Raw genomic sequence first — 24922 nt, 5'->3', positions numbered from 1 at the left:
TCTCGACGAAGGTGCCATGTGGGCGACCGCCTTCGCGCTGGAGGGGTTGACTGCTGAAGTAGAGGCGAAGATCGCTGCGCTCGTGAAGAAAGCGGTGAGCTGAGGACTGAACTCGCCACTGGCGTAAACGTGGACGTGACGCTGTCGATTTTCGGGTAAGTATCCTCGCGATTGCCTTGCTCCTATTTTGGCCTCTTCAGGCGATTTCGTGCGCCTCTAGCCAGGAAAAAGGTTCTCCCATCAGCAGCGGAATTCCCGAAAATCGACAGCGTCACGTCCACGTTTACACTCTTGTATCGTTGGTGCCCGCTCCTTTTGGAATACCCGCTACATGCAGGCGGCACTCGATCACCTGCAAGCCACCGGCTATCCGGTCCAGGACAGCAACCTGGAGCATCTGTCGCCGATTACCTCAGCCCATATTCATTTGCATGGCTCGCATCATTTGGACTTGCAGGCTCTCAAAAAGCGCAGAGGGCAACTGAGCCCCTTACCAGGGCTTGTGAATTCTCAGAGAGAAAAGTGCCCTGTTGCAGAAAGATAAACAGGTGGTAGCCACCCCTGACAGATCCAGTGTGATTGCCTCAGCATTGATCCCATGATATGCTGGACGTGTTGCAGAGGAAGCAGGTTGTTCATACAGAGATGAGAGGAGATTTAAGATGCTGACAATCAAAGAGGAAACATTTGAGGGAACGTACCCGTTTGCTCCACGGTATTACGTGAACCGTAACTTCGAAATGCACTTTGTTGATGAGGGTCAGGGAGAGCCTGTGGTACTGCTCCATGGTGATCCTACTTGGGATACCTGTACCGCAACTTCATTCCGTCTCTGGCTCGGCAGTATCGTTGCATTGTCCCCGATCAGATAGGAATGGGCAAGTCGGTGGTCCCTCAAGATCGCTCGCTGTATCGCCTGGAGCAGCATGTGAGCAATCTGGAAGCACTGCTTTTGTCTCTGGATGTGCACGACATCACGCTCGTCTTGCACGATTGGGGTGGACCGGTCGGGCTCGGATTTGCCACTCGTCACCCTGAGCGCATCAAACGTCTGGTCCTCATGAACACGTGGGCTTTTGCTCCCTGGCCTGGAGGACCTTTTCCACTCCTGCTGGAACTTATTCGCTCAGAACGGGGAGAGAGCTTCGTATTGAAGAAGAGTGGCTATCTTGAGCCTGCCATCAAGGGCACCACCCATCACCCAGAGCATCTGACAGAGACGATTATGCAGGGGTATCGTGCACCCTTTCCTACCCCGGAATCTCGCCTGGCGATGCTCTGCTGGTCACGGGACATTCCTGTTCAAGAAACCGATGTTTCCTATGCTGAGATGAAACGAATCGAGCAGAGCTTGTCTCTTTTTCGCCACACGCCTCTTCTCCTTATCTGGGGGATGCAAGACCCGGTGTTTTCTCCCGCCGTGCTTCAGCTCTGGCAGCGTTTGTATCCGCACGCCCAAACCTATGAACTAGAGGATGCGAGCCACTTTCTCCAGGAAGATGCGCCTGGACGTATTGTGCAGCGAATTGAAGCCTTTTTACAAGCTACTCGTGTCTGACCAATCAGGGCTTGTGAAGCCACCGGCACCAAGGCTGCGCCCCTTTTGAGGCAAAAGGAGAGTCAAAGCCTCGTGAGGATGATAGGAAAAATGCCGTCGAGTGGTGGCAATCTGAAACTGGTCACTGCGATGCATCAGAGTAATAGCGAGATTGCGCAAAGCAGCCATAACTTGGGGAGCCTGACCGGTGCGGAAACGAGAACGATCTTCGCCAAAGGTGACATCACGCACATAATGAAGTGAATTTTCGATGCACCAGTGCCCGCGTACGAGGCCGAGCAAGCGGCGGGGAGGAGCAAGATGAGGTGAGAGCGTGGTGATGAGGTAGACGACCTCCCGAGTCGTCTTGTTGGTCCGGCGGATGGTCACCGTGCGGGTTACTTGGGCAACCTGAGCAAGGTGAGGCCAGGTGGGGGAAAGTTAGCCATTAAGTTCGGTGCTGACCTTGATAGAGCGCACTTCAATGCGCCCTCGGTGATAATCTGTGGTCATGTCCTGCTCAAAGGATGCATAGGGATCAGTGAAGAAGGTTGCCAAGTCGGCGTAGAGGGTTGGTTGGTTAGCCTTGACGGTCAGCACTACGTCTCCTTGTCAGGCGTGGACTAATCAGCTAACGCCCATTCTAGGTGTTCGGCACTCAGGCGGGGTAAGAGCACGCGATAGAGCGAATCACTGGGGCACAGAAAGCGTCGGGACCAAAGATCCGTTCTAAAAGGTCAGGTTTTCTCGGCACCACTCGCCTACTGCCAGCGTGGAGTTACAATTGCACAGCAGGGCCGCTACCAGACAGGTCAATAAATAGGGCAATGTGTAGCGCTGTCCTGACTTGCAGCGTGGGTCGGGAAGCGTCTCAAACAACTCATAGAGACTACAGAGCGGATGATCTTCCAACAGGTGGGTGCGCTGGCTATTGGTCAGCGCGGGTAACGTCAACGAAAGTGCTGTAGAATGCATAGAAAGAGAAAGGCCCCTTCTTCTGATGAGATTGGGTGTTTTTTCTATCTTAATTCCCTCGCTTGTGCCTGGTTATGACCCCTCTATTTCTTGTTTACGCTTGTTGTACTTGTCTATGTCCAAAGGAGGGAACCACTATGCCTGCCATGCCCGACGAGAAGGAGCCTCGTCTCGCTCCACGAAGCCTCATCGTACGTCGCCGCCCGCTGACTGGGCCAGGAAAATCACTAGCGGTCCAGACGGCGCGTGCCTCCCAATTCGCCAAACCACGAGCGCGGCGCCCCGTAACCACTGAGGAAGCGCCGGAATTCTCGCGCTCGTCAGCGCCACAGCCAAAAATACCCCAGCGAGGGAGCTGGCTTCTTCCCCTTTGGGCTAGGAATGTTTTGTGCGCTGCTCCTCGTCCTCGCCGGGTCAGTGGTGATGTCGTGGAGTGGTCGGCTCATCGATGATATTCGTTATGGGTATCCCCGAACGACCCAGGTAGACCACATGGTGGGTCATGAACTAGATCCTCGCATCGAAACCCATTTCACCGCCATCAACTTGAAAGGGCAAGTGCTCATCTTCGAGGTGTCTGGCGGCGATCCCGTACACGCGCGTCTCCTGCAAGGCCCGCATCTGGTTGGCTCTGGCGCTGACCTAGCACCAGTCAGGCTTACGTTCGCAGGCGATACCCACCACCCGGATCTGGTGGTCACCGTCAATGGACTACAGGTGCTATTCCACAATACCGGAACGAGCTATGTTCCAATGCGGTAGAGAAACGAGGGCATCACCAGGTCATGATACCTCGCGGTCATAGTAAAGCATGGTGCCCTCGATCCGCACGTTGTAGTACACCCAAGACTCGTCATCCAAGCTCACTTCAGCCTGGCCAGCACGCACCTGCCCAATTGCCACGATGCCACTGGGGGCGCCCCCAGTGGCATCGTGGCAACCATGGGGATCGTGGCAAAAGCTTGCTTATCTGTTGTAGCTCCAAACAGGCGTACCTCATGCGTTGGTTTCATCCGTGCTCTCCACGCCCTTGTGTTTCCCCGCTCCTATTCTATCAGTTTCGTGCTTGTTGTTGTTTTTTACATGATAGGTGATGGGCCTAGTAGTGGTAGTTATTGGGGAAAGAAGGCATTTCTGTTGGTGGAGTAGCGTTCTTGTTGGCTCGCTCTGCAATGCCACGTAATACGCTCAGCGTGTTTTGTGTATCATCAATGGCGCGATGATGGATACTTTCCTGAATCTCTAGTTCGGAGCAAGCCCATTCGAGCGTCTGCCATCGATAATCATTTTTGCCATTGCTCCACTCTCGACGGCTTGGCAGTGCCTCGATTCCAGCTTGCCAGTGGTCTCAGTATCAAGAACGTAAAATGGCGTGCGCTCTGCAAAGAGCGTGTGTAGCTCCTATTCAATACGTGCTCGTGTCTCGAGCCATCTTCGGAATATGAGGTTCACCCCACGCAGCTAAAGAATTGGCGGGCACAGGCATTGGAGGGCCTCCCAAGCCTGTTTGAAAAACAGGACTCAACTGCTGATCTGAAAACTGCTTATGAAAAACAACTTACTGACCTCTACGCCGAAATTGGGAAGTTGACGACGCAGATCGCCTGGCTCAAAAAAAAAACTGGCCTTGAGCCTCCCTCGTGATGAGCGAGTAGCTTTGATTGAACGTGGAGAGAGCGAGCTGCCTCTCAGTGTGCAAGCAGATTTGTTGAATGTGAGTCGTTCCAGTCTCTCTTACCAACCTCGTCTTCCATCCGAGGAAGAAGTGAGGATCAAGCAAAGCAAGTACATAGATAGCACGATGAAACATATGTCGGGACGTTGAAAGATGAAAAGGAGAAAGTAGCTCTTATTTCTGGCGACCTTACTGTCTTGACATTGCGGGCCTCTTTATAACAAAATAGGAGATACTAAATGAAGAACCAAACTATAAAAAATGACCCCGGTTACAGAGGTCAGAACGATAAAAATGACGTTGATGCGCAGTTGCGTCGGATTTGGCTGACCGTGTCGGTCTAGAACCCTCTGCCACAAATTTCGCGAATTCCCCGTCGATTCTTAGATTGTATGAAGATGACATCATACCTTTTGTTTTTTTCAGCCTATTTGGTCCGACGAAACTACGCTATAATTGCTAAAAGATTCAGAGGTACCACAAGTGAAGTCATTATCTAAAATATTATTAGCCGTATACCTGCTAATCCTGCTATGGATAATTTTGTTCAAACTTTCAATTGATGTGGCCCCGGTATTAGATTATCAAACCAGAAATCTTAACTTGATTCCATTTGCAGGTTCTTCGCGAGATAATTTGAGAGAGATAATCTATAATTTTGTCGTTTTTATTCCTTTTGGTTTGCTTTTAAGTGTCAATCTCAAACGGGCTAACATTTGGCGAAGGCTCGCTTTGGTATGCATCTTTAGCCTTGCCGCCGAGATGATTCAATTTGTACTCGCGATCGGAGCAACAGATATAACAGACGTGATCACGAATACTACTGGTGGGTTTCTTGGGTTGATACTCTATGATTTAAGCAATAAGTATGTTGATAATGAAAAACGAGACCGATTTATTGTTGTGGCTGGTACAATTTTACTCATATTGTTTATCTTACTTCGTTTCCTATTCTTCAAGGTAAGGTATCAATCGGCGCACTAGGCTGGAAAGCAGAAATCGCGAACATAAATGCTCGCGATTTCTGCTTGGCTGGCCATTGTTGACGAAGTTCGCACCGTGATTATAGCTTGCTCTGCCGTATACACGCAACAATATCAATGCTAGCTATTGGCGCCTGCAAGGCCATATGCAACGGTCTTAGGGCGATATTATAGTTCATTAATCACCTATCTGAAGAGCTCTGAGTATCCGATTCAGTGATTTATCGTAATTTTCAGGATTTTGCCACCCTTTGAAATTTAGGTAACAGTATGTGGGGATTTTTGCATAACCCCCCGAAACGGTGCACTCGGCTTCACCCAGGCATCTCCTTCGTCCACATCGAGAGGATGGGATGATGCGCTAAGGCTTCGACGGTCTCTTCCATATTGATGGACTCTGACGCTTTGGTAAACTCATACCGACCATAGAAATTAATACGTTGTCAGGCCACCGGGGAGACGTGGGCAATGTGTGCCATGTCTTGGGCGGCCTCTTGACGTGCCCACAATAGCGACAAGATGGTCATATTGTAGAAGATGATTCAGTTGGTGACCAATCGGCTACACTCATGCCAGAGGTGTTGGTCATCTTCTGACGTGACAGGAGACATGCATCAACGGTCGGCGTGTACAATTTGTAGGGTTCCCGATCGGTGGGTACGGCTTTGAGCTGCCGATAGGCAGTCTCATCGATTCGAGGCATAGGAAATGATCCTTCTAGTGGTGGCGGCGTTCCCACTCACGGGCTTTGCGTTTGGCCGCTTCGCGGTTGTCAGCGATATAGCGTTCCAGGCTGCGGAGGGAGGTATGGCCGCTAAAGCGCTTGAGATCCACCTCGGTGTAATCATGCGCAGCCCGCACGCTGATCGCCGTATGGCGGAGCTGGTGAAGATCCCAGCCCGGCGTATATTTCTTCCAAAGGATATCCGCCTGGCGATAGGAGAGGCGGACGTACCCGTCGGGCGTGAGGTCAGCGCGCTGGGGAAGTTGGGATCTTCTCTGGGTGACAAAGAGTGGACCAGAGAGCGGAGACTCACGAGTTAGCAAATATTTGTCGAGGAGTGTCCCAACGGCACGGGAGAAAAACATCTCGCGTGGGCGACCGCCTTTGCCATGAATAACAATCGAACGATCCGGCCAGGAGATGTCTTCAATATCGATCTCCAGCACCTCCTGGCAGCGCAGGCCGCCATCATAGATCAGCCAGAACAGCGCGCGGTCGCGCGGATAGGTGATCTGACGCAGGACTGATTCCACACGCCCAGCGTCTAAGGTCCTCCCTGAGCGAGAACAGTGTACTGTTTTCGCCCCAAAAGGCAATCTATCGCAGCTAATAGCCCATTAGCTGCGATAACCAGAGGGAAGTGAGGCTTTTGCTCTTCAGGTTATCACGAAAGCAGACCGCGCTTAATGCCAACAGCCACTGCCGAGGCACGCGAATCGATGCCGAGCTTCGTATAGATACTCGTGAGATGTGATTCAACTGTGCGTAAACTGATCCCAAGCCGATAAGCAATCTCTTTGCTTCGTTCGCCGCGCGCCACCGCCCGTAACACGTCACATTCGCGCTCAGTCAACTCCTTCTCCCCCTCTGCTTGAGATCTTGAGGGTGTTGGATGAAATGCATCGGTGGTTCGGACCAGAATGCGTGCCATGATCTCTGGCTGGAGAAACATATCACCACGAGCTGCCGTGCGAATAGCATGAAACAATGTCTCACGGTCTGTATCCTTCAGAAGATAACCGCACGCGCCTGCACGCAATCCTCGCAGCATCAAATCATCTTCATCATAGGTAGTCAGGATGATGACTGCGATGTGCGGCCACTGCTCCCGTATCTGAGTGATCGCCTCCAGGCCATCCATGCCTGGCATGAGCAGATCCATTAGCACAACGTCTGGCTGGAGTGCTTCTACCACCCGCACAGTTTCTGCCCCTTCGGCCGCATCGCCAAGCCAGGTAAAGCCCCCTCTAGCGATTTCCAGCATCATATGCAGCCCTTCTCGCACGACAATAGCATCGTCACGATCAACGGCTTCCCCCCTTTTATCGAGCAAGAACTCGTACCGCAGGTAGTCAACCCGCTCCTGAATTCGGAGCCGGTCCAATTACAGATACAGCACCCGAGTGCTCCTGACACAATCAGCATCCATCTCGCTCCTGCTGCTTATCCAGCCACTCCTCTCGTTTCCGCACGTATGCTGCCTGGAAACATCCTGTATGTGCGACTGACCCGATTTGGACAAGGAGCGTATGACCAGATCAACAGCGCCGTGCAACAGGCCGGGGCGCACCTGGGGGGCCTGATTCTTGATCTGCGTGGGAATGGCGGGGGAGACGCCGAAGAACAGAGACGCATTATCAGTCTGTTTGTCCACCACCAGGTCATCGGGACGCTTGCCGACAGGCAGGGACAACGCACAGATGTAAGGACGGATGAGAGTGTGCCATTGCTCCATGTTCACCTGGTTGCTTTGATTGATCGAGGCTGCGCGTCTGCCTGCGATGTGACCGCTATGGATATTCGAGAGCTCCATCTGGGACGCCTGGTGGGAGAAAGAACGGCGGGAGCGGCCTCTGGACCAGCCCAGGGTTTCTTTCTCGACGATGGGAGCGTCGTCGTGATGCCTCTTGCATTTATGCAAGGGCCTGCCGGAGAGATTGTTGATGGCATTAGCGTGCCACCTGACGAGGAAGTATCTCCCACGCCAGCAGATCTGGCTGCTGGCCATGATCCCGTCCTCGAGCAAGCGCTTCAGGATCTCTAGCAAGGTCTCAGGTTCGAGTCAGGAAGAAGGAGATGCTGGTGCTTTGAGATCCAGGCGAGTGGAACAAGCTAATGATCGATGAGGGGCGGCTCTCTTTACCTTGGGCTATTAGGTAGGGTGTTTTCCCTCATCGAGAATCCGCCAGGGCAACGAACATTCTTCATCACAAATGTGTCACTTTGGAGAGACTCATCCTCTTCTCTCAAGCGAGGATTGGCCTCTCCCCACTCCCCTTTGCCTAGAAGAGGACGGGTATCAAGGGATCAAAGGATTGGAAGAACCGGATGACCAGTAAGGGGTTGTTCTAAAAACGGGACGCTCTGCTTGCGGAGCGTGACAAACGTGATGGACTCCTCCCAGCGAAATGGCCCATTTTTGTACGAATCCTTGTACTATCCCTAGTAACTAATAGTGCTAGTTTAGAGGCTAAACTCAGCAATGCTCATCTGGAAGGGATCCGCATCAGGATGAAGCAGATGAAACAAGATCATCAATATATTGAACAAGGCGGCTACCGAGGCCAAACGAGCCTGAATGTAGGCTTGCAGGCGGTGGTGAATTCGCTTGAGGCCACAAATGACTGTCATCAAGGAGAACGAGATCTCCACGCTCATGCGATCATTCCAGGTGCCTTTGGCACACAGCTTGCAGTTCTCTGGCACGCCGTCTTTGCTGCGAAAGCCGTAATCAGCCAGCACGATACTGCCCCCGCTGAATTGCTGGCTGAGTGGATGAAACTCCTTCTCGGCAGTATTCATCGTGCCCCAATCCCAGTCGACCACCTGGCCGAAGCGGTTGAGGAGCCAACAAAGCTTGATGCCAATGCTCTAACGCCCCTTGTCTTTGGATTTTTTGCCAACTTGCTGCGCGCTGCGCCCTTCCCGAATGGGAAACAGCAACTCAATGGGGTAGCTATCAATCACCAGGAAGAAGCTGGGATCAGCCAGAAACCGCTCGTTCCAGTCCCGATGGGTGACCAACAAGCGTTGCAAGCGAGTGCGATCAGGCAAGCCAGCAAACAAGGCTTCGTAATCCCGTTTGAGCCAGCGATAGAAAGCGCGAAAATAGCCTCCTTTGAGCGCAAAGAGCAAGCCGATCGTGACCAACTCACTGGGATACAATTTGGCTTGACTATGCTTGGGAACCTTTTTCATCTGGTCATCGACAAGGCAAAAAATTTGGATGATAATGTCTTGAGTGGTCATCTTGATTCGTCCTTTCGAGAGGTGTTTTGTTCTTCTCTCTCAAGCACGATTCTTGTGACCACTTTCAACTAGCGCCATTGGTTAGTAGCTGCGATAGGAGCGCCGCTTTCCTTATCATTCTCATAGGAGATCCCTGAGATACAAGAGCAAGGTCTGTCTCGTAACCTCCATCTTCGATAACGCCGCCCAGATCCTCCTACAATATGATCTCCTTTGATGACATTGGACTACTCTCAATGATGCTCCATGTCATTTGTCAGGATTGCTGACCTGTCTGCCAAGAAAAATGCCACATTGCCAAGCGCTTTCAGCGGGTTGCCTCTGCCCTATAATCTGGCCTGACACCGTTTTCTTGCTTCGAGAAGCTCATAACTCATCTGTTTGGCTGCGTTTTTGGTCTCCTGGCAACATACGAGGCGGAAGGGCCATGTTACTTGGCAGAAAATGAAGTCGCTCCACAAGCCGCTTCCTGCAACTCGCCTGAGAGCAGAGGCCAGCATATGAGGCAAAATCGACGTGTTTGCCAGCGTTGTCAACGCCGGTGCAAAGAGCCAAATAGATGAGCTACAATGACACAGGCACATTCTCTGGCAGAAACGTTCATCAAAAATCGCCTCGAAAGGCCTCTCAAGCCAATTGTCGGCATGAATCATGGCAGAAAATGGTCACTAATCTGGTTCATCCCACGGGATACGCAACGAGATGCAAGCAAGCTAATTACTGATGTCGACGGAAGCAAGTAAACTGTGATAGAATCGGCAGCATGGGAGCACCAAAGAAAGCCGATTGGCGAGAAGAACGACGCAAACAAGCATGGAAACTGAAGCAACAAGGATGGCAACAAAAGGATATAGCCAAAGCACTAGGGGTAAGTAAGGGAGCCGTGAGCCAATGGATGAAACAAGCAAGAGAAGGCGGCATAGAAGCACTCAAAGCACATCCTCCTAAAGGCGTGAAGCCAAAACTGTCAATTGAGCAACAAGCGCAGATTCCTGGCTTGTTGGTGGAGGGGCAGAAGCCTATGGATTTCGGGGAGATGTCTGGACAGGGAAGCGGATCGCGGAAGTGATCTATCGCAGCTTTGGTGTCCGTTACCATCCCGATCACGCCGGACGACTGTTACGAGAAGCTGGTTGGAGTCCTCAACAGCCAATCGAACGGGCGACGCAACGGAATGAAGAAGCTATCAAGCAGTGGTATGAAGATCGTTGGCCAGCGATTAAAAAAAAGCCGAAAACGAGAAATACACCATCCTCTGGGTAGATGAGGCTGGGTTCTATCTGCTGCCAATGGCGGTTCGTACTTGGGCTCCGCGCAGGCAAACGCCTCTTCTGCGCGTGAAACTGACACGGGATCACCTCTCCGCGATCAGTGGGATTACCCTGGATGGGCGGCTTTTCATGCAAGTGCGCCAGACCTCCTATGATGCGGAGGCAGTGGTCGGATTTCTGAAAGTGCTGTTGCGTAAGATCAGCGGCAAGGTCCTGATCATCTGGGATGGCTCTCCCATCCATCGCAACCATGAGATCAAGACCTTTCTCAAAACGAAGATGGGCAAACGACTGCATTTGGAGCAACTTCCAGGCTACGCTCCCGACCTCAACCCAGATGAGGGCATCTGGCAGTATCTCAAGCGCGTCGAGATGGGCAATCTCTGTTGTCGGGACCTCGATCACTTGTATCAAGAGCTGCTTCGAGCAAAAGAGCGATTACGTCACAAACGCGACATTATTCGTAGTTGTTCACTGCAATGCGGCTACTCAGTTTAGTTTCTTATCACGATGTCAGTAGCAATGAAGTAATGGAAGAGATTGTTGGAAGTAGACAGAGACTCTTTGCCCTCATGACCGGCTCAGAGGGGAGATGACACCTGGTTAAAATCGCCTGTTTGTGAGCTCGTTCCTCCTGTGTTACTTGATGGCGAGAACGGCGGGACACCTGCGACGGTCACACGCAGTTGCGGAGGTCCCCACCAGGCGTTACATGCCAGTCGATCAGACCAACTCCAGCGGTAATGCGAACGCACTGCACGAGGGGGACGTGGTGGAGGAAAAACCTTCTCAGAGTTCTCGACAAGTGGGATGATCTCGGTGTGTTGACGACGCCAATGAGTGGTCCAGGTATGGCGAAGCGTCCTGCCAGCCACATCCACCCATCGTATTGGTCCGAGGAGAACTGGCTTTCGCTCACACTCAACCGAAGCAGGTGGGGGCAAAAGACGGCGCACCGCACTGACTCGGCGAGCCCGATCACCTTTGGCACCTTTCGCTAGACATTGCTCTCGGAGAGAACATCGCTGACAATCGGTCTGATAAGCAAGGTAGACGGCGCGTTGGGTGAACGCATTTTCTTGACGCACTTCGCTCAACCAGAGATAGGCACCCGCAGGACAACGGAGCTTGCCATCCTCTTGTAAAGTGAAAGGCATCTGCTCCAAAGCGCCCAGTGGCTCGTCCGAAGGCTGCGGCCCACTCCCAGGGCCCATACTCCTCAGCTGGCTCTTCAATGGTGAGGAGTAGAGGAGGTGTCTCTTTCGGGGATGCCCACTCGATCTCGCGCAACGCAGCTTTTTGCATGGTCTGTCCAAGAGAGAGTCGAAGGTTCCACACCCGTTGGCACGCGATCTACCAGAGTTCTTGTCCACATTCTGTGTACGAACACCAGCGGTCTGGCTCCTCTTCGACATCTTCATCCCCAAGTACGGCCTCGAAGGCTCCCCGTCCATGATAGAGATCAAGCACATCTTCGACGAGGAAGCCATCAATGGGCAGGGTTGTAATGAAGATCTCATACACCCACTCACCAATGCATTTACCCACCGAAACTCTCTTGCCTGATGCAGGGGCGCGGTGTCGAGCCACAATGACACGGGTCCCAGACACTGCGCCATCCAGTTGCAGCCAACCTCCGTCAAACAACTCGACTACCTCATCGCTGTTGACTCTGGTCATGCTCGCGGTTGGTGGGTGAGCCAGCACGTGTTGGAACGGATCGGTGCTAGAGGACCCGATACCCTCTCGCTCGTGTGACCAGATGCACCCCTGCTCCAATGAGTTGAGTAATGGCTACGGTATCACCATATTGCCCGTCGAGGCGAACGAGAGCAACCTCTGGAGTAAAAGCAAAGAACTTCAAGTAGGTCGTAATAGCTTGGAGCGCTCTTGTGAGTTCACCTTGATAGTCACCATTGCCTCGATCCGCATAGGTGTCGATCAATTGACGGGTATGCATCTGAAGAGCGACGGTGCGTGTGCGAACAACTTCCCCTCGTTTTCTTCCCGTATAGCCTGGCGTACAAACAGCATCGAGTCGGCGGTGAGGAGGAGGCAGAGTTGGATCACAAGGCAACGCTCGTTATCATATGCAGTGAGACCTCCTTTGGAAGAAAGATGTTGTTATTTCTTCATTAGAGGTCTTTTTTCTTTTAAACTACTAGCTTGCTTGCATCTCGTTGCGTATCCCGTGGGGTCTTGCTCACTTTCGGTAGAGGTTACTTGCATTGGAATGGAATACGCGTCTCCTTGAGCACGAATCGGTGCAGGTGCACTCATATCCCTATGAGCTTTTCCACCGAAAGTGAGCAAGACCCTCAACAATCGTCGAACATTCACGTTATTTACCAGCCCTGACACGTGCTCGTCAGGGTTTCTCCGTCCCGGCACGCGTTTGTGACACGTTATTCTGTGTGCTCCGCTTGCGCAGACGCGCTCCTAAGCGGAAGGTCAGCACGCTGGCCAGAATGGTGAGTGCGTAGAAGAGGATGGATGAGAATACCAACACCTGGGAAATGGTGAGCGTGTAGACCATGGCCAGGCGAATAAGAAACTCGATCGTGTAGAGCACGCCCCACAGGATCGTCACTGTGCGGATATAGCCCCGGAAGGAGCGAAATTTCCAGGCGGCCTCATACGCGAGCATTTGCTCGGCATTGTTGCCTACAGTAAAGTATCGGATGATATAGAACCAGATCGGTTTGGGGAAGAGCAGCGAGATCAGACAAATGACGCCGAAGAGGACTGTCAGCAACGATTCGCGGATCAGGAAGAGTTTAGCATCACCAGTCAGGAAGGTCAGACCAATCGATGCTACAATCGTGATGAGTGTGAAAGCTCCCAGCACATCGACGCTGCGTTGCCGGATCAGAGTGATGAGTGTACCGACCAGAGCGGGCAGAGCCGAGAGCGCTAGCGCGGTCACGTCGGAAACCGAGGTAAAAGCCTTCATCAGCTGGTAGACGACGATGACGCACACGCCATTGAGGAGAATGCTAGGCCAGAGGCTAATGATCAAGCTCCACAACGAGGGTGACTTGAATGACTGAGCGAGCTCCGCGTCGGTCGCAGAAGGGTTGAGCGTTGCGTTCACGATGTTTTTTCCTTTATTCATTCTATTTACAGAACTTCGCGCATCTGTCTTTTATTTTGGTAAAAGCAGGGTAGGATTGCGCAGCGTCAGGATATCTTCCATATGGACCTGGATGCCCCCTTTGAATTCAGGAGGATAGATATAGAAGCGTCCCTCGCTCATGGCGGTAAAGGTCATGTCGGTGAGTTGCTGAGGCGACATCCCCGCGCGCAGGGCTTGCTGCAGCAGTTGTCCACCCTCCTGTTCTGCCCGCGACGGCTGCTGCACGGGTGAAACAGGCGCATCTGGCGCGTTCTGCAAGCGAGCTGGACGGTTGCGCTCCGCGTCCTGAATACGGGTCTTGACGAAGCCGGGACACAGAACGGAGACGCCGATGCTGGCCCCTCTGAGCGTCAGTTCATGATAGAGGGTTTCGGTCAGGCTTACGACCGCGTGTTTGCTCGCCATATAGACGCTCAGACCAGGGCTGGAGGTCAGGCCCGCCATCGAGGCGGTATTGACGATGTAGCCATCAACGCCACTCTCCAGCATCCTCGGCACAAAGGAGCGAATGCCATGAATGACTCCGTAGAGATTGACACCCAGCACCCATTCCCAATCAGCCAGGGTACTTTCCCAGGCGGTCTTGCCTGCTCCAACGCCCGCGTTGTTGAATAACAGATGCACCGCTGAGTAGGTCTCGAACGCTTTCTGCGCAAGCCTTTCCACATCTCCAGCCTGTGAAACATCGGTCTGCACGGCGAGTGTCTCGGCACCTTGGGCGGCGAGATCTCGACCGGTTTGCTGCAAGGCTTGCTCTTCTACGTCGGCCAGGACGACTTTCATGCCTTCCTGGACGCAACGCTCAGCCAGGGCACGACCAATGCCACTGGCCGCACCGGTAATCACGGCGACTTTTCCTTGAAATGCTTTCATCCTTCTTCTTGCTCCTTTTTTGGGTCTCTGTAGAGATCGAAAGATCTCTCACTAGACTCTTCCTTCTGTGCTCTTATTCACGCTTTTGCGTGGTAAGGACGGGACCGCGCAGTGGAATGTCGGTGCTGGGCGGGGTGCCAAAGCGGTTGGCGAGGTCGGCAGGCAACTGCCGGGCAAGTCCGGCCAGGTGGACGGCGACCTGCTCAACCTCGTTGGCGGTGAACGGCTTGGAGTCCCCCGCTCCAGGATCAGATCGCGACCCTCGATCCGCCAGCCGACCAGCTCGAACTCCATCGTAGCTGAGCGGACCTGCGGCGTCAGCGGTCGCCGCGTGCAAATCGTCGGGCGGAAGGAGGCTTCACGAACGCGGAGTGCAGGTCGTCCCCCTCGCAGTCTGTTCTCCTTGAGCGCGGAGAACAGGCCGTCCGGCAACCTCGCGCGCACTTGGACACGCGGGTAAGCGACCGGTAAGTGGATGGCCCAGTACGTCCGGCGCATCTTCGCGCCTCCTGGCTCACTATCAAATGCCGTGAATGGCAGCCCATTCACCTCGCCCGCCAGCACCCCGAATGGACTCATCATATAGGCTTCCTTCTTGCCGAACAAGTCCTGCTAGCGCAGCCCCAGTTGACTGTTCTTGTCCCCATAGAGCCAACCATGTTCCGCAGCAAACTCCTTGCGGTCGGCAACACAGCGCAATTGCCGCCGCGGGCCAATCATGATTGAGCCTATCAGTGCTACTACTAGCACGCCGCCAAAGAGCAGCCATCCATACAACGGAGAGGTCAACTGGCCGAGCGCGACCGCTCCGATGGTCAGCGCTAACGCCAGTTGGGGAACGAACCCGTACTGCATCGGCACCCCGAAGGAGGTATGCCGTTTGGGCCACTTACGCCCCGTAGGCGTCTGTTCAGGGGTAAGCGCCAGACCGAGCAGCCAGTGTAGCGGTGCCAAGAGCACTATCAGGCCTGCTCTGACCAATATGGCCGCAGGCATGCCGCCGCCTCTGGTGAGGATCACCCCACTGTACACGCCGGCGCAAATAATGACGATCCCGAGCCCTGGCAACAGGCATCCGAGCCCTGTCCATCTCAGGTAGATCACGGCTTTCCCCTCCGGGAAGGAAGCATGTTATCTTGCATAATGATCCGTAACACCCCATCAAAACTCCAGGCTGGTATCCTCCATGGAAGAGTTCCTTGTTCTATGCTACGATAGCACCATCACAGTGCTGCTGTGATTCACTATGATTTTCGTCATTTGACTGAATTCTTGGCGGCTTTGCCAGATAATCTGCCGACGGTTTTAGCGCCCGCAAGCAGACAGGCAGTGCCGCATAACTTGGCAGTACATCGATGGAGAAGAAAATCATGCATCGCACCTGTTCTCTCCTAAAGCGTTTCTCATCATCGCGCCAAATTACCTAGCAAAGAATTAGGTCGGTCTAGGAGCGGCTTCACCGGGACGATGCGCCATTTTATGTGACAGAGTTGACGCATTTCCTGGTGCTTTCTTTCCTGAAATGCTCCGCATCAAGGATCACAGGAAAGTTGAGCAGAAGCGCCGCCATTTGGCTCTTGACCACTTTGGTTACTCCCTTGAAAAAGGAAACCTCTGAGAGGAGGTACGCAGAGCACAAAAAAACCTGTAGCCGGCTGGCACGCCAAGTCGTCGGCTGGCTTTGAGCTCGACTTCGTTTGTTTGTTCAAGCTAAGCTGCTGGGGAAGTTGGCTCTAACTTTACCTCGTAGCCGAGTTTCTCTAACCGGCGAACGAGTCGCTTCTGGACCGCTTGCCGGTCCCATTCATCGAAGTAATTGCCTCCTAATTCTTCATAGTCTGGTGTCTGTTCCGGTGACAGAGGGAGAAGAGGAGGAGGAATTACCACTGAACCTGGTGCGCCTCGATCCTGGTCCAGTTGGGGTGGAGAACGCACTCTTAGAGATTGCTAAGTTGCGCTCGCTGCGTGCCATCGGCTTGCCACCGGACCTGTTCAAGGATATGCTCCAAAGCTGGTGGAACGCTTGCGGCGACGTATTGCAGCTGAGTCTCCTTCCCATATTCGCCAGCATACCCAGGCGATTTGCATGACGCTGTTGGCTGCCCTGGTCTTTCAGCGAACCCAGGAAGTCACTGATACCCTGGTCACGTTGTTGATCCAAATTGTCCATCGCATCGGCAAACGAGCGGAACACCGCGTCGAAGCGGCCTATATCAATGATCTCAAGCGAGTTGCCGGAAAAACACGTCTTCTGTATCGGATTGCTGATGCCGTACTGGAACATCCGGATGAACCTGTCCGAGAGGTGGTCTTTCCGGTCGCAAATGAGCAGACGTTACGCGATTTGGTGGCTGAATACAAGGCACAAGGGGGAGCCTATCGGCAAAAAGTGCAAGAGGTGATGCGCTCCTCCTATCGTAACCATTATCGTCAGATTCTTCCAGCCCTTCTGGAAGTGCTCGACTTTCATTCCAACAACACCGCGTATCAGCCAGTGGTTGAGGAGCGGCTCTGTTGCAAATAATTTCAGAGGGAGGTCAAAAGCAGGAAGCAACCTTTCTTGCCGTGTTTAGGCAACCATCCCGAACAGAGTGGCGATAAAGGAGATTTGGGCAAGTCTATTCCCTTTCTCTCCTCTCTGTAGTTGTCCTTTGCGAATCATATTCATACTCTCATATCCTTGTAATGTCCGCCATGGTATTGCCAACTTGGCAATAGAGCTGAACACGATGCTAGAATAGCTGTATGAAAACAAACAGCCTTGCTCCCGATTACAACGGTTACCGCTTCCCGCCGGAAATTATCAGCCATGCGGTGTGGTTGTATTTCCGCTTCTCGCTCAGTTTTCGTGATGTGGAAGAGCTTCTGGCACAGCGCGGGATTGTCGTGAGCTATGAAACCGTACGTCAGTGGTGCTTGAAGTTTGGGCAGACGTACGCAAACGAACTCCGCCAGCGCCGCCCTCGGTGTGGGGACAAGTGGTATCTGGGGGAGGTCTTTCTCACCATCCGGGGAGAGAGACACTATTTGTGGCGAGCAGTAGATCAAGATGGCAACGTGCTGGATATCCTGGTGCAAAGCCGCCGTAACAAAAAAGCAGCGAAACGTTTCTTCCGCAAGCTCCTCAAGGGACTGCACTATGTCCCACGTGTGATCATCACCGATACACTGAAGAGCTATGTAGCAGCCAAACGCGAGATCCTGCCCGGCGTGGAACATCGGCAGCACAAAGGCTTGAAGAATCGAGCGGAGAACTCACACCAGCCCGTGCGACTGCGCGAGAAGAACATGCGGCGTTTCACATCAGCCAAACACGCGCAACGTTTTCTCTCGGCTTTCGGCCTCATTTCTGGCCATTTCCAACCACGAAGGCACTGTTTGCGTGCTGGGGAATACCGTGCCATTTTACAGACCCGATTCCAGACCTGGAATGAGGTTACCGAAACAAAAACTGCGGCATAGCACTGCATCGTTCATTCCTCTTCTTCTGCTTCTTTTCTTTCCCTCGTCCTTCTTTTTTACAAACTCTTCCATTCTTTCAATAAGTTGACAATACCTTCCACGTGTGTTCATCGCCACCGATCTCCTTTTCTCCATCGGTAGCAATGGTCGCCAACTCGCTCCTCGACAACTCTGCGAACCTGGCGGCTAGGGCTGGCTGCTCGCGTACCCATTGTGCCAGATCATAGAGCGATTGCTCGGCCCGTATCGGCTCACTCTCAAATCCGAGCAAGAAGGTCAGCGCTGGTGGATCATCGCGGCGCTTGATGAGCCTGGTATAGATCTGGGTGAACAGGGCTTCGCTGAGGTATGCTCCGGGTACCACACCGTTCTCGATTGTGATGTAATAGCGAGCCGCTTCCTCAACGATCTCGTGGGTACCGGAGAGCAGGTCATGTGCCCGCGCGGGAGCCACCTCGACTGCTTGCCAGCGCTTGACAACCTCTTTGTAGGTGGCATGGGCCTGTTGCCAGCGTGCCCGCGCGCTCCGCAGAGAACGGAACAGCATCACCAGCAACCGTGGCGCGGCCAGGACCACTTTTGCCGCCAATGCCGGGGGATAGGTCGCATCAAAGTAGCCATAGCCGTTGATTATCGTGAGGGGATCATCCGGGTAGGGGATGCCTCGCGCTTTGCCGAGCGCCACGGTGGCTCTGGACCAGATTGGGAGTCCGAGCGTCGCGAAGAGCGGCGAAAGCGGATCAGGCAGCAGTTCAATGGCGCCAGCACGGATATACTTTCCTTTCGGGTTGGGAAGCTGCCACTCCACTGCTCTTGACTGCGGGACGTCGGGCAGAGCCGTAATCGGGCGCGCCTGGACGACGGAGAAGCGACCATCGTGGAAGACCCATTCGATATCCATGGGCTGGCCATAGAGTTGCTCGATCCGCAGACCAAGGTGAACTAGTTCAGCTGCCTGAGCCGAGCTGAGTACCGCCCGGGTGCGCATCTGCGCAGGGACTGGCTCCTCACGCGTGCCGACAGGCGTGCGTACCGTCATCATCTCCTTCTCACTGACCTCCTGTTGAATGATCGTTCGGGCAGGCTTGTCAATGAGAAGCATATCGGGCGTGACCTGCCCACCAACGAGAGCTTCTCCCAATCCCCAGGCGGCGTTGATCATCACCTGATCGTGTGCCCCAGTCAGTGGATTGGCAGTGAAGAGAATCCCGGCGGCCTCGGCGGGAACCAATTCCTGTACCACGACAGCCAAGCTGACATCAGCGGGCGCGATCTGGTGATGGGCACGGTAGCCAATCGCCTGCGCGGTCCAAAGCGAGGCCCAGCAGCGTTTGATCGCGTCGAGGACCATCTGCTCACTGTGCAGGTTGAGATAGGTCTCCTGCTGGCCGGCAAACGACATCTCTGGTAAATCTTCAGTGGTGGTCGAGGAACGTACCGCAACCGGCAGGGCACCTTCACCCAGCCGGAAGTAGGCATCTCTGATCGCCTGCGCCACCTCCTCGGGCATGGGGTGCTGAGCAAAGAGCGTGGCAACTGTCTGAGCAGCCGCTTCCAACGTCGCGGGCTGATCAGGCGAGATCGTCGAGACGGCTGTCAGAATGGGCTCTTGCAGCCCATGTCTGGCGACAAAGGCGTGGTAGGCAATCGTGGTCACATGAAAGCCAGGAGGCACTGGCAGACCGGCTGTCGCCAGCCGTGCCAACGAAGCTCCTTTTCCTCCTACACGCTCTAGAGAAGCAGAGGCGTCATCCAGAGCCAAGACAAAAAGGCTCGCCTGTTCAGAAGTGTTGTCAACATCTCCTGGAGTGCTCGGCGCTTGTTCGCTCATCGTTCTTCTTCCTCTTTCCATTGAGTCTGCTGCTGTTTGATGATTGCTCTGAAACGCACTCGCGTTTGCTCCAGCCCCTGGCGCAGGGCGGCTTTCCCTGCTTCCAGATTGGCTCCCTCAGGAGGCGTTACCATGCGTTCAAGCATCTCGGCAATCGTTTCAAGCAACTCGTCATACGTTGGCTCGCTCGAATCTCTGGATGCCCCATGCGATTTTGCCACACGAGAAGAAAGCCTCTCCAGAATGGCAGGCGTCAGGGCATCCAAGATAACAGCCAGAGCTTTAATATTGACATCCTGGCGGACCACACCCACCTCTTGCATGGCCAGAAGAAAATCACGGGTGAAGCTGGTGGGTGGCCAACGGGTGAAGAGATTGCCCGGCTTGCGGAGATATTTCCCGAACGTCCGCTCGTCTCGGGTGTGAATCGCCGCCCTCAAGCTGTTGCCCTTGACAACATGCACCATGCTGCGATAGATGCTGGCAACGGCCCCCCCCAAAGGATCAGCATCAAGAGAGGTGTTCCACTCGTCCATGTACCTCTCCAACTCGCGGACGATGAGAGCTTCGACTAATGCATCTTTGGAGTTGAAATGGGGATAGATCAAGGCTCGATTTAAGCCCACGGCATCGGCCACGTCGCTCATAGTGGTTTTGTCATATCCCTGCCAAAGGAGCAGTTCGCTGGCTGCGTCTAAGATCGTTTGTTTGCGCTCGTTCTCATCAATACCCATATTTATCACTTTAACAAAATCTGAAAATCTGTTAAAACTAAAGGCCAAATTTTGTCGCGTGTCAAGTCTTCTCTCGTCCAGATGATGGATCAGTCTATTGGGGAGGAGAGCGTATGCAGCTATGCACGCGAGCTCTTCGCTATATGCCAGAGCGGTGGGGCCAGGGGTGGATGGGTTCTCGTGCACGCAAATCAATGCGATATCGCATTGATTTGCGTGCACGATGGATGACGGAGAGGAGCGAGGCTCCCTGTGTGTGGAGGAAAGTGAAGGAGCAGGTGAGAGAGGGTGTGTGCGCGTGTGTGTAGAATGCATGCGATATCGCATTGATTTGCGTGTAGTCATATTGCTAGGGGGAAATGTCTAGAGGCGGCGAGCTGTGTCATTGGAGGCTTTTCTTGGAGAGCCAGGCGCAGAGGAGAGCCAGAGCAGAAAGGTGTGGAGATACAGTTCGGAAGAAATTGGAGGAGTTTGGGGTGGAGTGCGAGCAGGGAGGTGGTGTACGCTCTTGATAGGCCATGGATCCGAGGGTGGTCCCTGTGTAGCAAGAGCCTATGTTGGGTAGAAAAGAAAGGTGAGAGATGCGTCTGTTGAGGAGGCGAGAGCGCCGGGTTATGCTAGATATTCTCCAGGCGTTAGCGGTGCAGGGTGTGGTGTTGGTTGTGTGGCATTGGCTGCACTGGTAAGAAGGAGCAAGGGATGCAGACCAAAGATGGGGTGATCTGGTATAGCAAAGAGGAATTATTCGCCACTGTGCATGCGCGGCGGCTGACCCTGGATGAGTCGCAGTTTGAAGACTGGCAAAAGAAGGGGGATTGTGTCGTTGGGGCGTAGGATCGGGCGAGGACGGAAGAAGGGGGTTGGGGCTGTCTGGTCAGAGGCGCAGGTCGCGCTGGTATGCAAGATATGCGAGCTGCGCCAACAGCAAGGGGTGCGAACGGTGGCTACGCAATGCAATGTCCCGGTGCGGGCCTGGTTGTACCTGGGCGATGCGTCAGGAGTGGAGTTGGTGCAGTTAAGGCGGGTGATGCGAACGTGGGCGCAACGGCAGGTGCAGGAGTCCAAAAAGCGGCCCATTAGCTTGGCAGTTTCCCTTATTGAGCTAAGGTGTGTGTTCAGACTTTCTGCGGCTTCTTCTCTCCGTCCACTCCAATAAACCGTGCAATCTCCGCCCATACGGCCTCCGGATTCTCCTCCGGCGTATAGTGCCCGCTCCCAGGAATTCGTGTGGCCGTGACAGAGCTGATCCCAACCATGTGGAAGCCGTTGACGTACTCATCCATATCACCCTCATATTCGCCACGCAAGTAGAGCAGTGGCGTGTCAATTGCTGCCGTGTCCTTGCTATTGACCTGGGCATCTTTGCCGAAGGCACGGTACCAGTCAAAGCTAGCTTGTAAAGCTTGAGATGATCCATATGCAGACGCGTAGTGAGTACGTGCTGCATCGTCAATGGCTGAATGGTCTTGGGTCAGCAGATCAAAGAAGTGATCGAAGTAGATTCGCTGTTTTCCCATAACCAAGATTTCGGGGAGTTTGGGAGTGCTGTGGAACGCAAAGTGCCAAATGAAAGGATTGGCCAGGACTTTTGACCAGGGTTCGACTCCTGGAATAACTGAGCTGAGCAAAACGGCGGCCTTGATTTCTGCTGGGAACTTTCTCAGATAAGCGTAGGCTACCATTGCACCAACATCGTGGCCGACGATCAGGTAGGTATCGAGTCCCAAGACCTGGATTGCTTGATGAATGGTATCAGCAAGAACCGCCTTTTCACCTCCTGGCCCTGTTCCATAGGATTCTCCAACCCCCGGCAAATCAAGCGCAACGACATGGTGGGTCTTGTATGCCTGCTCCATAACCCCCTGCCATTCCGTCCAATCCTCCGGCCAGCCGTGGAGGAAGACCAGGCTGTCAGGGTGATCTTGCCCCGCTTCAACAATGTGGAGCGAACTATCTCCTACAGGTATATGTTTATGTAGGAGTTCAGATACTGCCATCGACTTTCTCCTTTTCTGGATATCAATAGTGCCTACTCATTCTTGGATGTTGAGATAGAGATAGTCTCTCCTCAAAGGAGGACAGAAGCGCCCCCCCTTTGAGGAGTGTTCCACAAAATCCGACCTTTTTGCCATGTATGTCTGGTATGTCTGAGCTTTTCTCTAGAGCGGGAAACCAGACGCATGTGAAAGACAAAAATTGGTGAGGTGCCTCAAAAAACGTACCGATATCAACGTTTCGATGTTCCTTCGTGGTGTTTCTTATAATACTTTCAACTTTATTATAATACTTTTTGCTGCACTATGGCTATTCAGTGCAGCGAATAAGCATGCTTTCTCACATAAAATTTCCTGTTGGTTGTTTGCGTTGTTTCTTGTGTGCCAGAGCCACACAAACGGTGTTTTTCTCTTCTTTGCGTAAAGTTATGCGAGAAAAAGCAATGCGTTTGCATATTCGCCATCTGGCGACGAAGCCCGCAAATGTTGAGTGTGGAGCAGATGCTGCCTGGGTTCTGGGGGCTGTGTTACCGGTGGTGTTTACGGGGTTGGGGCTGCTTTTTGGCCTGTTGCAGTGGTATATGCACCTGCGCCATTCTTCGGGATTGATGAGGAACTGGACGAGAGACGGGGGGGAATGGACCTGGGAGTGGAATGGAGAGCAGCAGCGATACAGTCAGGAGACGGCAGGGCACGTGGTGGCAGAGGTGTTTTCGCTTGATAGGGTGGGAACATTGGTGTCCTCGGCGTGTACGGAAGATAGATTGGCCTCAAAGAAATAAACGATGCAACATGAGAGAAAACAAGAGTATTCTCCTTTTTCTACATCATATCAAATCCGCCGAAGTGGTATTTGATATGATGTATGTGGAACTCGCAGAAAAGGAGAGCGAGATTGGACAGGTGGTCAAAGGAGCCTTTGTGAGGTATTGTCAACTTGGTAGCGTAGCTGAACACTGTGCTAAAATGGCTTCATGAAAACACGCACCACTGCTCGCAATTATAAAGGCTTTCGCTTCCCACCTGAGATTATCAGTCACGCGCTTTGGCTCTATTTCCGTTTTTCGCTGAGTTTTCGTGATGTCGAGGAACTTCTGGCACAGCGCGATATCGTGGTCACCTATGAAGCCGTGCGTCAGTGGTGCTTCAAATTTGGGCAAAGGTATGCCAATGAATTGCGTCATCGTCGCCCTCGCTGTGGCGGCACATGGCATTTGGATGAGGCCTTCCTCACCATCCGTGGCGAAAGACACTCCCTCTGGCGAGCGGTGGATCAGGATGGGAATGTGCTTGATATCCTGATGCAGAGCCAACGCAACAAACAAGCGGCCAAAAGATTTTTCCGCAAACTCCTCAAAGGGCTCCAATACGTGCCACGTGTGATTATTAACCGATAAACTGAAGAGCCATGGGGCGGCGAAACGCGAGATCTTACCTGGCGTGGAGCATCGGCAGCATAAAGGATTGAACAATCGGGTAGAAAACTCGCATCAACCCACGCGGCTACGAGAGAAGAAAATGCGGCGCTTTACATCAGCCAAACACGCCCAACGCTTTCTTTCCGCCTTCGGTCCGATCTCGGGACATTTTCAACCGCGAAGACACCGTCTGAGGGCTGGGGAATACCGTACCATTTTACAGACCCAATTCCAGACCTGGAATGAGGTAACCAAAATAAAAACTGCGGCATAGCACTGCATTGTCACTCCTCTTCTTCGGCTTCTTTTCCTCTTCCTTCTTTTTTAGCTCTTCCATTCTTTCGATAAGTTGACAATACCAGCGTGAGCGCGCTGCTGATGGTTGAATGGTATATTCAGTATCGCGGACCTTGAGTGACGATTTATTGGCATATTGAAAGGAAATCTACCTGTATTTATTCTCAACTCAAAAGCTGCTCGTCATGTGAAGCATGTGAAGCGATGATCAATTGTCCAATCTTGTTTTCTCTAGTTTTGATGCAAAAGACGCGTTGCCTTCTATTTTCGGATCACTTTCTCCATATAGGCATTGATCAAAGCTTTTTTCTCAGGTTGTAACGTTGCTTTATACGGTTGGATAACACTGGCAAGGGTTTGCTCCTGCAGCGCATCACGCCAGGCTTTATTCGCTTTCAGCATAGCCACATGGATATCGCAGGGGATATCAAACTCGCCCCGGGAACAGGGGATGGGACTGCGCTGGCGGATCTCTGTACAGCGGAAAATGGGCTCTTTCCCTTCAATAGCGTCAACAATATCCAACAGGGTCAACTCCTCCGGCTTTTTCAACAGATAGACACCGCCCTTCGGACCTGGCACCGAGCCAATAATCCCCCCATTCTTTAATGCTTGTAAATGCTTGGCGAGATAGGTTTCCGAGACCCCATGGTATTCCGCCAGCACCTTTGTAGGAAGCACCGCCCCTTCAGGCAGGTCCGCCAGCATCGAGGCGCAATGGATCCCCCACTCAACCCCTTCACTTAACTTCATGAAGAGGACC

General features: G+C 53.1%; 33 protein-coding genes and 3 pseudogenes. 16 read left to right on the top strand and 20 right to left on the bottom strand.

Annotation, left to right across the window (positions count from 1 at the left end; all coding sequences use genetic code 11):
* Positions 1-295 precede the first annotated feature (295 nt).
* Together JMJ16_RS57760 and JMJ16_RS51255 are read left to right on the top strand one after the other, a co-directional pair.
* A complete protein-coding gene (locus tag JMJ16_RS57760; protein ID WP_374229194.1) occupies positions 296-544 on the top strand; it encodes a Tn3 family transposase in 249 nt (82 codons plus the stop codon).
* A gap of 255 nt (positions 545-799) precedes the next feature.
* Complete coding sequence (locus JMJ16_RS51255) at positions 800-1558, top strand: alpha/beta fold hydrolase (RefSeq protein WP_201394251.1); 759 nt, start codon at positions 800-802, stop codon at positions 1556-1558.
* Here the strand turns inward: JMJ16_RS51255 and JMJ16_RS55665 are convergent.
* The 3 genes and pseudogenes from JMJ16_RS55665 to JMJ16_RS55655 form a co-directional block, all read right to left on the bottom strand.
* Positions 1538-1960: pseudogene (locus JMJ16_RS55665) on the bottom strand (ISAs1 family transposase); the annotation flags it as partial. The gene JMJ16_RS51255 and the pseudogene JMJ16_RS55665 overlap by 21 nt on opposite strands.
* Before the next feature lie 18 nt (positions 1961-1978).
* Positions 1979-2137 carry a hypothetical protein gene (locus JMJ16_RS55660; protein WP_236602134.1) on the bottom strand — a complete coding sequence of 53 codons (159 nt, stop codon included), beginning with the start codon at positions 2135-2137 and terminating at the stop codon, positions 1979-1981.
* Positions 2138-2266: 129 nt separating this feature from the next.
* Positions 2267-2512, bottom strand: coding sequence for a transposase family protein (locus tag JMJ16_RS55655; protein ID WP_236602133.1), 246 nt, complete (start codon positions 2510-2512; stop codon positions 2267-2269).
* Positions 2513-2649: 137 nt separating this feature from the next.
* Here JMJ16_RS55655 and JMJ16_RS55650 point away from each other — a divergent pair, with 137 nt between their 5' ends.
* Both JMJ16_RS55650 and JMJ16_RS55645 read left to right on the top strand, forming a co-directional pair.
* Positions 2650-2964, top strand: coding sequence for a hypothetical protein (locus JMJ16_RS55650; RefSeq protein WP_236602132.1), 315 nt, complete (start codon positions 2650-2652; stop codon positions 2962-2964).
* Entirely contained in the window at positions 2936-3274 is a 339-nt protein-coding gene (locus JMJ16_RS55645) for a hypothetical protein (protein WP_236602131.1), read from the top strand. Before JMJ16_RS55650 ends, JMJ16_RS55645 begins: the two co-directional genes overlap by 29 nt.
* A gap of 101 nt (positions 3275-3375) precedes the next feature.
* Here JMJ16_RS55645 and JMJ16_RS51240 read toward each other — a convergent pair whose 3' ends face one another.
* The gene (locus JMJ16_RS51240) at positions 3376-3525 is read right to left on the bottom strand and encodes a hypothetical protein (protein ID WP_201394249.1); all 150 of its coding nucleotides are present in this window, start codon (positions 3523-3525) and stop codon (positions 3376-3378) included.
* Between the two features lie 1145 nt (positions 3526-4670).
* Between JMJ16_RS51240 and JMJ16_RS51235 the strand changes: the two genes are divergently transcribed.
* Entirely contained in the window at positions 4671-5171 is a 501-nt protein-coding gene (locus tag JMJ16_RS51235; protein WP_201394247.1) for a VanZ family protein, read from the top strand.
* Between the two features lie 522 nt (positions 5172-5693).
* Here the strand turns inward: JMJ16_RS51235 and JMJ16_RS51230 are convergent.
* The 3 genes from JMJ16_RS51230 to JMJ16_RS51220 all read right to left on the bottom strand — a co-directional run bounded on the left by JMJ16_RS51230 (position 5694) and on the right by JMJ16_RS51220 (position 7161).
* The gene (locus JMJ16_RS51230; protein ID WP_201394244.1) at positions 5694-5873 is read right to left on the bottom strand and encodes a hypothetical protein; all 180 of its coding nucleotides are present in this window, start codon (positions 5871-5873) and stop codon (positions 5694-5696) included.
* Between the two features lie 14 nt (positions 5874-5887).
* The gene (locus JMJ16_RS51225; protein ID WP_201394242.1) at positions 5888-6427 is read right to left on the bottom strand and encodes a site-specific integrase; all 540 of its coding nucleotides are present in this window, start codon (positions 6425-6427) and stop codon (positions 5888-5890) included.
* Between the two features lie 131 nt (positions 6428-6558).
* Positions 6559-7161 carry a response regulator transcription factor gene (locus JMJ16_RS51220; protein WP_236602130.1) on the bottom strand — a complete coding sequence of 201 codons (603 nt, stop codon included), beginning with the start codon at positions 7159-7161 and terminating at the stop codon, positions 6559-6561.
* On the opposite strand from JMJ16_RS51220, the gene JMJ16_RS51215 reads away from it, so the two are divergent.
* On the top strand, positions 7162-7938 hold the full coding sequence (locus JMJ16_RS51215; protein WP_201394238.1) for a S41 family peptidase: 777 nt from the start codon (positions 7162-7164) through the stop codon (positions 7936-7938).
* Between the two features lie 419 nt (positions 7939-8357).
* Here the strand turns inward: JMJ16_RS51215 and JMJ16_RS51210 are convergent, their stop codons facing one another.
* Positions 8358-8696: a hypothetical protein gene (locus JMJ16_RS51210; RefSeq protein ID WP_201394236.1), complete on the bottom strand. Its 339-nt coding sequence runs from the start codon at positions 8694-8696 to the stop codon at positions 8358-8360.
* A 69-nt stretch (positions 8697-8765) separates the two neighbouring features.
* On the bottom strand, positions 8766-9143 hold the full coding sequence (locus tag JMJ16_RS51205; protein WP_201394234.1) for a hypothetical protein: 378 nt from the start codon (positions 9141-9143) through the stop codon (positions 8766-8768).
* Between the two features lie 763 nt (positions 9144-9906).
* Here JMJ16_RS51205 and JMJ16_RS55640 point away from each other — a divergent pair.
* From JMJ16_RS55640 to JMJ16_RS55630, 3 genes are read left to right on the top strand one after another with little or no spacing between them, the layout of a single operon-like run.
* Positions 9907-10212 carry a helix-turn-helix domain-containing protein gene (locus tag JMJ16_RS55640; RefSeq protein WP_236601631.1) on the top strand — a complete coding sequence of 102 codons (306 nt, stop codon included), beginning with the start codon at positions 9907-9909 and terminating at the stop codon, positions 10210-10212.
* The gene (locus JMJ16_RS55635) at positions 10209-10406 is read left to right on the top strand and encodes a winged helix-turn-helix domain-containing protein (protein WP_236601630.1); all 198 of its coding nucleotides are present in this window, start codon (positions 10209-10211) and stop codon (positions 10404-10406) included. Before JMJ16_RS55640 ends, JMJ16_RS55635 begins: the two co-directional genes overlap by 4 nt.
* Before the next feature lie 26 nt (positions 10407-10432).
* Positions 10433-10912 carry a transposase gene (locus JMJ16_RS55630; protein WP_236601122.1) on the top strand — a complete coding sequence of 160 codons (480 nt, stop codon included), beginning with the start codon at positions 10433-10435 and terminating at the stop codon, positions 10910-10912.
* Positions 10913-10995: 83 nt separating this feature from the next.
* On the opposite strand, the gene JMJ16_RS51195 is transcribed toward JMJ16_RS55630, so the two are convergent.
* The 7 genes from JMJ16_RS51195 to JMJ16_RS51165 form a co-directional block, all read right to left on the bottom strand.
* Positions 10996-11628 carry a transposase gene (locus tag JMJ16_RS51195; RefSeq protein WP_201394232.1) on the bottom strand — a complete coding sequence of 211 codons (633 nt, stop codon included), beginning with the start codon at positions 11626-11628 and terminating at the stop codon, positions 10996-10998.
* A 139-nt stretch (positions 11629-11767) separates the two neighbouring features.
* Positions 11768-12094, bottom strand: coding sequence for a hypothetical protein (locus JMJ16_RS51190; protein WP_201394230.1), 327 nt, complete (start codon positions 12092-12094; stop codon positions 11768-11770).
* Positions 12095-12140: 46 nt separating this feature from the next.
* Positions 12141-12491, bottom strand: a complete 351-nt coding sequence (locus tag JMJ16_RS51185) for a hypothetical protein (protein WP_201394228.1) — start codon at positions 12489-12491, stop codon at positions 12141-12143.
* Between the two features lie 291 nt (positions 12492-12782).
* The gene (locus tag JMJ16_RS51180; protein ID WP_201394226.1) at positions 12783-13508 is read right to left on the bottom strand and encodes a VC0807 family protein; all 726 of its coding nucleotides are present in this window, start codon (positions 13506-13508) and stop codon (positions 12783-12785) included.
* 51 nt (positions 13509-13559) lie between these two features.
* On the bottom strand, positions 13560-14423 hold the full coding sequence (locus JMJ16_RS51175) for an SDR family NAD(P)-dependent oxidoreductase (RefSeq protein WP_201394224.1): 864 nt from the start codon (positions 14421-14423) through the stop codon (positions 13560-13562).
* A gap of 51 nt (positions 14424-14474) precedes the next feature.
* Positions 14475-15005 carry a hypothetical protein gene (locus JMJ16_RS51170; protein ID WP_201394216.1) on the bottom strand — a complete coding sequence of 177 codons (531 nt, stop codon included), beginning with the start codon at positions 15003-15005 and terminating at the stop codon, positions 14475-14477.
* A gap of 30 nt (positions 15006-15035) precedes the next feature.
* Positions 15036-15527 carry a hypothetical protein gene (locus JMJ16_RS51165; protein WP_201394214.1) on the bottom strand — a complete coding sequence of 164 codons (492 nt, stop codon included), beginning with the start codon at positions 15525-15527 and terminating at the stop codon, positions 15036-15038.
* Positions 15528-16276: 749 nt separating this feature from the next.
* On the opposite strand from JMJ16_RS51165, the gene JMJ16_RS51160 reads away from it, so the two are divergent.
* From JMJ16_RS51160 to JMJ16_RS51150, 3 genes are all read left to right on the top strand, one after another.
* A complete protein-coding gene (locus JMJ16_RS51160; protein WP_201394212.1) occupies positions 16277-16513 on the top strand; it encodes a hypothetical protein in 237 nt (78 codons plus the stop codon).
* Positions 16510-16947: a hypothetical protein gene (locus JMJ16_RS51155; RefSeq protein ID WP_201394210.1), complete on the top strand. Its 438-nt coding sequence runs from the start codon at positions 16510-16512 to the stop codon at positions 16945-16947. Before JMJ16_RS51160 ends, JMJ16_RS51155 begins: the two co-directional genes overlap by 4 nt.
* Before the next feature lie 221 nt (positions 16948-17168).
* Positions 17169-17885, top strand: a complete 717-nt coding sequence (locus tag JMJ16_RS51150; RefSeq protein WP_201394208.1) for an IS6 family transposase — start codon at positions 17169-17171, stop codon at positions 17883-17885.
* A 76-nt stretch (positions 17886-17961) separates the two neighbouring features.
* Here JMJ16_RS51150 and JMJ16_RS51145 read toward each other — a convergent pair whose 3' ends face one another.
* Both JMJ16_RS51145 and JMJ16_RS51140 read right to left on the bottom strand, forming a co-directional pair.
* Positions 17962-19716, bottom strand: coding sequence for a PEP/pyruvate-binding domain-containing protein (locus JMJ16_RS51145; RefSeq protein ID WP_201394206.1), 1755 nt, complete (start codon positions 19714-19716; stop codon positions 17962-17964).
* Positions 19713-20450 carry a TetR/AcrR family transcriptional regulator gene (locus JMJ16_RS51140; protein ID WP_201394204.1) on the bottom strand — a complete coding sequence of 246 codons (738 nt, stop codon included), beginning with the start codon at positions 20448-20450 and terminating at the stop codon, positions 19713-19715. The genes JMJ16_RS51145 and JMJ16_RS51140 overlap by 4 nt, the downstream gene beginning before the upstream one ends.
* A gap of 699 nt (positions 20451-21149) precedes the next feature.
* Here JMJ16_RS51140 and JMJ16_RS56360 point away from each other — a divergent pair.
* A complete protein-coding gene (locus JMJ16_RS56360) occupies positions 21150-21284 on the top strand; it encodes a hypothetical protein (RefSeq protein WP_255553335.1) in 135 nt (44 codons plus the stop codon).
* 281 nt (positions 21285-21565) lie between these two features.
* Here the strand turns inward: JMJ16_RS56360 and JMJ16_RS51135 are convergent, their stop codons facing one another.
* Positions 21566-22447 carry an alpha/beta fold hydrolase gene (locus JMJ16_RS51135; RefSeq protein WP_201394202.1) on the bottom strand — a complete coding sequence of 294 codons (882 nt, stop codon included), beginning with the start codon at positions 22445-22447 and terminating at the stop codon, positions 21566-21568.
* Positions 22448-22887: 440 nt separating this feature from the next.
* On the opposite strand from JMJ16_RS51135, the gene JMJ16_RS51130 reads away from it, so the two are divergent.
* The 3 genes and pseudogenes from JMJ16_RS51130 to JMJ16_RS57755 all read left to right on the top strand — a co-directional run.
* On the top strand, positions 22888-23226 hold the full coding sequence (locus JMJ16_RS51130; protein ID WP_201394200.1) for a hypothetical protein: 339 nt from the start codon (positions 22888-22890) through the stop codon (positions 23224-23226).
* Positions 23227-23418: 192 nt separating this feature from the next.
* Positions 23419-24136 (top strand): annotated as a pseudogene (locus tag JMJ16_RS51125) (IS6 family transposase).
* Between the two features lie 101 nt (positions 24137-24237).
* Positions 24238-24369: pseudogene (locus tag JMJ16_RS57755) on the top strand (Tn3 family transposase); the annotation flags it as partial.
* A 51-nt stretch (positions 24370-24420) separates the two neighbouring features.
* On the opposite strand, the gene JMJ16_RS51120 reads toward JMJ16_RS57755, so the two are convergent.
* Complete coding sequence (locus JMJ16_RS51120; RefSeq protein ID WP_201394198.1) at positions 24421-24912, bottom strand: Rrf2 family transcriptional regulator; 492 nt, start codon at positions 24910-24912, stop codon at positions 24421-24423.
* Positions 24913-24922 lie beyond the last annotated feature (10 nt).

The organism is Ktedonobacter sp. SOSP1-52, assembly GCF_016587395.1.
The sequence above is the reverse complement of the archived record's forward strand: the minus strand, read 5'-3'. Positions and strand labels throughout refer to the sequence as shown.